This is a genomic window from Flavobacterium sp. (assembly GCF_035760125.1).
Classification (GTDB): domain Bacteria; phylum Bacteroidota; class Bacteroidia; order Flavobacteriales; family Flavobacteriaceae; genus Flavobacterium.
In genome coordinates this window covers 1-5,507 of the sequence record NZ_DASTTN010000178.1, presented here as the reverse complement: position 1 = coordinate 5,507, position 5,507 = coordinate 1, and the positions used below count along the sequence as shown (strand labels likewise).

Annotated in this window: 5 protein-coding genes; 1 reads left to right on the top strand and 4 read right to left on the bottom strand. The window is 34.3% G+C overall.

What is annotated here, in order from left to right:
* Window positions 1-1,258: DUF5686 family protein (locus VFS71_RS06810; protein WP_326400172.1), on the top strand; the 1,258-nt coding region annotated here is incomplete at its 5' end.
* A gap of 51 nt (window positions 1,259-1,309) precedes the next feature.
* Here VFS71_RS06810 and VFS71_RS06805 read toward each other — a convergent pair.
* From VFS71_RS06805 to VFS71_RS06790, 4 genes are all read right to left on the bottom strand, one after another.
* A complete protein-coding gene (locus VFS71_RS06805) occupies window positions 1,310-3,580 on the bottom strand; it encodes a cation:proton antiporter (protein WP_326400171.1) in 2,271 nt (756 codons plus the stop codon).
* Between the two features lie 123 nt (window positions 3,581-3,703).
* Complete coding sequence (locus tag VFS71_RS06800) at window positions 3,704-4,423, bottom strand: LytR/AlgR family response regulator transcription factor (RefSeq protein WP_326400170.1); 720 nt, start codon at window positions 4,421-4,423, stop codon at window positions 3,704-3,706.
* Window positions 4,392-5,156 carry a sensor histidine kinase gene (locus tag VFS71_RS06795; protein WP_326400169.1) on the bottom strand — a complete coding sequence of 255 codons (765 nt, stop codon included), beginning with the start codon at window positions 5,154-5,156 and terminating at the stop codon, window positions 4,392-4,394. Before VFS71_RS06795 ends, VFS71_RS06800 begins: the two co-directional genes overlap by 32 nt.
* A 41-nt stretch (window positions 5,157-5,197) precedes the next feature.
* Window positions 5,198-5,506, bottom strand: coding sequence for a multidrug efflux SMR transporter (locus VFS71_RS06790; RefSeq protein WP_326400168.1), 309 nt, complete (start codon window positions 5,504-5,506; stop codon window positions 5,198-5,200).
* Between the last annotated feature and the right edge of the window lies 1 nt (window position 5,507).

Genomic DNA, 5,507 nt, shown 5'->3' with positions numbered 1-5,507 from the left:
ATACCGAAAAGACAGTTTGGATAGCCGAAGTGAGAAAACCTATCTATCATTAGACAGTATCTCGATAAAAAAAAGAATAGAAAGCAGACTGAATTTTGGTCGTAAAATCTTAACCGGATACCTCCCTCTTAAGATTTGGGATTTTGATTTACGCAAAATATTAAGCTACAATAATTATGAGGGATTACGATTGGGAATTGGCGGTATAACTAATGATTTTTTTTCCAAAAAATACCGACTCGAAGGCTACTCCGCTTATGGACTTAGAGACTATAATTTCAAATACAATTTAGGAATTGGTGCCAGAATAGATAAATTCTCCAATACTTGGGTTGGAATAAGCTATACCGATGACCTTAGAGACATCGCAAGTACCGACTATGTTGTCGAAAAAAAAGCATTCAAAATCTATGATCCGCGTTCGATAAATTTTAACACGTTTTATAGATATGAGCATTGGAAAATTGCATTAGAGTCCAAAATTATTCCAAAAGTGGAAAGTGTTTTTGCACTAGCCAATACTTTTGTGACACCCCAATTCAATTACACTTACAATCTAAATGGCAAGTCATACACTACTTACACAATGACTACGGCTACAATCTCTTTAAAATGGAGTCCTTACAGTGATTATATGCAAACCCCAACAGGAAGAATCGAAACCGAAAAAAGGTTCCCCAAATTTACTCTTCAGCTCACTCAATCGCTTCCAGGTGTTTTGAATAATGATTTTACTTATACCAAAATTGATTTCAAAGCTGATTACCAAATCAAGTATTTAAATGGGCAACGCACTTTTTTACTGTTTGAGGCTGGGCGTGCCTTTGGCGACCTTCCACTCCCTCAATTATACAGCAACACTCCAAATAATTTAAACAAGGAAACAATATTTAAGAGAATCACATTTGCGGGTAAAAACAGTTTTGAAACCATGTATTTCAATGAATTTTTCTCCAGTGAACACATGTCTTTTCAGTTCAAACATGGTTTTAATCGAATTTATATTTTCAATAAACTAAAACCTTCACTTGATTTTGTCACCCGAATGGCTTGGGGGAATATGAAAAATCCAGAAAATCACATAGGTCTTCCCTTTAAAACCTTGAATAAGGGCTTCTTTGAATCGGGTATTGAGCTCAACAAAATCTTCAACGGATTAGGACTCGGTGGTTATTACCGCTATGGACCAAACCACTTAAGCAACTTCAAAGACAATATTGCTGTAAAATTGACTTTCATACTCGACTTGGGCATTTAAAAAAAAGGTTCTAAAGATTTTGCCAAAAACTTTAGAACCTTTACAAAAAAACTAGGGCTTAATAATCAATACCGAAGGTGTATTATTGAGCCAGGTACTGTGAGAATCAATCAGTTTTTTCCAGCTTTCAAGGCTAATAATCATTAAATCCTGCTGCTCCAAAAATTCTTTCTTAATTGTTCTTTCTTGCATCATCATAATATGATTGGGTGCTATTTGTTCAATCGAGCGGACAGATTCCTGAATTCCTCTACTGTTTTTTACTTGATCGTCTGCATCCAAAACAGTAATTTGCGAACCATTATTATGTATCAATTTTTGGGCAAATTCTATCAAAAAACCGTCTTCTTTAGAGAAAATTGGCATAAAAACCCGATTGATTTCATCCAACTCTTTATCGACAAGAATTCCGACTGGCATTTTGCTATTAGCGATAATTTGCCTTGTACTTTCATCAAAAGGAGAATTTTCGAATAAGCCTTCTTTACCCGTAATTTTATCAATCAAACGGTCAGGATTGATAATTCGCGTTGTAAAACCAAGTACTTTTCCAAGTAACGTTCCTTCAAAAATAGATTGTCCCAGACCTACCAACAACAAATCATAATCACCATTATTGGCCGTATCCGTAATATCAGAATCAATATCATTGGAAACTTTAAAAAGAGTGACTATTTTTTGATTCAAATTTTCAGATTCGGAAATAACGGGCAAAAAGACTTCCTTTTCATGGTCTTTGACATCAAAGGAATGCAACTCTGAACTTAACGACAAATGCATCGCAGTCACAATGGTATTCCCTCCTTGTTTCTTAACCAGACTGTTGGCTATTTTGAGTAACGTTTTCCCTTTTTCGGTCGATGCAAAAGAAATCAGGATTTTGTATTTTCCTTTATTGCTTATTTCTTCAGGGATAATAGTCGGTTTGTCTCTAAAAATATAGTTTATTAAATCCAAAGCCGGTCCGGTCATAAAGGTTGTCACCAAAGCCATAATTACCATCATCGTAAAAATTTGGGTTGACAAAACACCTAGATCATACCCAATATTCAGCACGACCAATTCCATCAAGCCTCGAGTATTCATTAATGTTCCTATAGACAAACTATCCTTCCAGCTATGTCCGACAAACTTTGCGGCAATAGCACTCCCAAAAAATTTTCCCGCTACTGCAACCAAAATAATTACTCCCGTAATTTTCCATAAATGTGGATCATCAATCAATCCTATTTGAGTTCTTAAACCTGTAAAAACAAAGAATAAAGGAAGTAAGACAACCACTGAAACATCTTCAATTTTTTCGATAAAAATAGAACGGAATTTATTATTTTCCGGCATGATTGCCCCAGCCAAGAAGGCTCCAAACAAAGCATGAATCCCTATCAATTCCGAAACATAAGAAGAGAGCAATAAAGTCAAAAAGAAAATAGCAACAACTGGCTTACTCAAACTTTCCCTTGTTGAACTCAAATCGCCAACTTTTTTTAGAAAAGGACGAACCACTTTCAACATCAGCATTACATAGAATACAGCCAAAGCTATAACATATAGTGAACTGGTAAACGAACCCGCTTTTACAATAGCAATTACTGCCGCCAAAATGCACCATGCAGTAATATCATCGGCAGCGGCACAGGTAATAACGATTGCCCCTAATTTTGTCTTGTGAATCCCACGTTCACGAACTATCCCAGCCAAAACCGGAAAAGCAGTAATACTCATTGCAATTCCCAAAAACAATCCAAAAGAAATAAACTCAACCCCTTCTGGAGCAAAAGAATGATAAATAAAATAAGCTAAACCCAAACCTAGTGCAAAAGGAATTATGATACTGGCGTGACTGATAACTACGGCATCATGTGCTTTATTTTTGAGTGCTTTCAAATCGAGTTCCATTCCTATAACAAACATAAAAAGGATTAATCCTATTTGACTCAAAAACTGAAGATTACCCAACGAATCCTTTGGAAACAGCATTGCCGAAAATTCAGGAAAATACATCCCGATTAAAGATGGTCCTAAAACAATACCTGCAATCATTTCACCTATTACGGTTGGTTGTCCAATTTTTCTGCAAACCCAACCAAAAAAACGGGCGACCAAAATAATCGTTATAATTTGAGCTAAAAGAATAGCTAAAGGATGTTGCAAATTTTGCGTCATTGACGTTAAAAAATCATTCCAATGTCCATTTTCTATATGATGAGAAACAATATTTCGTCCGGATTCCAGCATTTTCCCTTTTAGAATAATCCAATAAATCAAAGCCGAAAATCCTCCTATAATGCTCAAATAAAAAAAAGAATTTTTAATATTCTTCATACGACACTCTTTTAAAATTAATTTAAATTTTCATGCAAATATGAGAACTGATTTGGGAGGTATAAAATGAATTTCAATCTAATTTTAAGTCAATGTAACAAGAGTGCAAAACTTTGTAATAAGTTAGATTTTCACTTTCGTCAAAAAATCATTTTTATAGGTATCGCTCAAAACTAACACGATTGGCTTGCCGCTTTTTTCATGAAAAGAGAGTGAAATTTCATTATGATTGAAAAACTGAACCGCCGATATTGCGATAATTTCTTTTTTATTCACTCTGCAAAAATCAGTATTGGGTAGCTGATTTAATAACGAGCCGAAATTGATGTTTTTAAGAATTAAAACACTACCATCTGCCAAATACACTTCTTTGTCCCTACTATCGACCGATGCCGTTTTGATATATTGAATCTGGTCAAAATACAGCAACGTTTTTCCTTTATCAGTATTCAAATTAATAAATTTCTTTGAACTGTCAAGCTTTTGGAATCGTTCCAAAGCTTTGGCGACAGCCCTTTCCAAACGTTCTTTGGTAACTGGCTTAGTGATGTAATCAACTGCATCTATGTTGAAAGCTTCAGCAGCATAATTTTTGTATGCCGTGGTAAAAATTACTAATTTATTTTGGAGCAAATTAGCCAAAGTCAGCCCATCGATTCCTGGCATTTCAATATCAGAAATACACAAATCAAAATCGAGCTTAGGAATCTCTTCCAGTAATTTTTGTGGATCGTTAAACGATTTTATGATTTCTAATTCTGGAATTTGCTCACATAGCATTTTCAGGTAAGTCAAACCCGGCAATTCATCATCAAGCAGTAAACATTTGATTTTTGTATTCAAGCAGATTGATTTTTAAATGAGCAATATAAATGTCATTTTCGACAAATTTATCCAATTTGAACTGATTTTTGTATATAATTTTCAATCGTTGTTCCAATGTCGTGGCACCAATTCCGCTTCTTTCTTTTTTTAATGCTTTCTTCTCTGAAATTTTATTGGAAACCGTCAAATAGAAACAATTATCCTTAAATTCAAATAGTATTGAAATAAAGGCATCGGCACTTTGCAAATCCGCATGTTTAAAGGCATTTTCAATTAAATCAATCGAAATCAACGGTGCCAGGAGATTTTGCTCATACAGCTTTTCTCCTTCATTAATCTTAGTTTTCACTTTCAATTCAAAAAGCGGACTGACTTTAATTTTATTAATTTCAATCAGATTTAATGCAAACTGAATTTCTTCTTTTGGCGAAACAAACTTCTTTTGGCTTTCGTACAAAATATAATCCAAAACATTAGCCAATTTATCTAAAGCAAAATACGTTTGGTATGCATGCGATTGAATCGAGTTCAAAATATTTTTAAAAAGATGAGGATTGAGTTTGGATTCCAATGTTTCCAACTGCAGATTATTTACTTTCATTTCAAGCAAATCAAATTTCTCTTCGACACTCTTTTTGGCTTTGCCGGATTCTATCAATCTATATACAAGATAACAAAGCAACCCGATAAATACCAAAATAATTACCAGCAATACATATATGATGTTATTGTTTTCTTGTACGTTATCCATTTTAGATTTAATTTGAAATGATTAAAAAGAGCGCAACACTATTAATGTGCTGATACAAATTTCAATCCGATTATAGACGATATCAAAGTAAATAAGAAAAAAAGTCTCCAAAAAGTAGCAGGTTCTTTGAATATGAAAATACCAACCAGAACAGTTCCAACAGCTCCAATTCCTGTCCATACAGCATAAGCGGTACCAATTGGCAAAGTTTGGGAAGCTTTGTATAATAGAGTCATACTGATAGAAAGTGAAATAAAGAAACCAATCATCCACAAAGTCGAGGTCATACCCGAAGTCTCTTTGGCTTTGCCCAAACAAGTAGCAAAACCTACCTCAAAAAAACCGGCTATA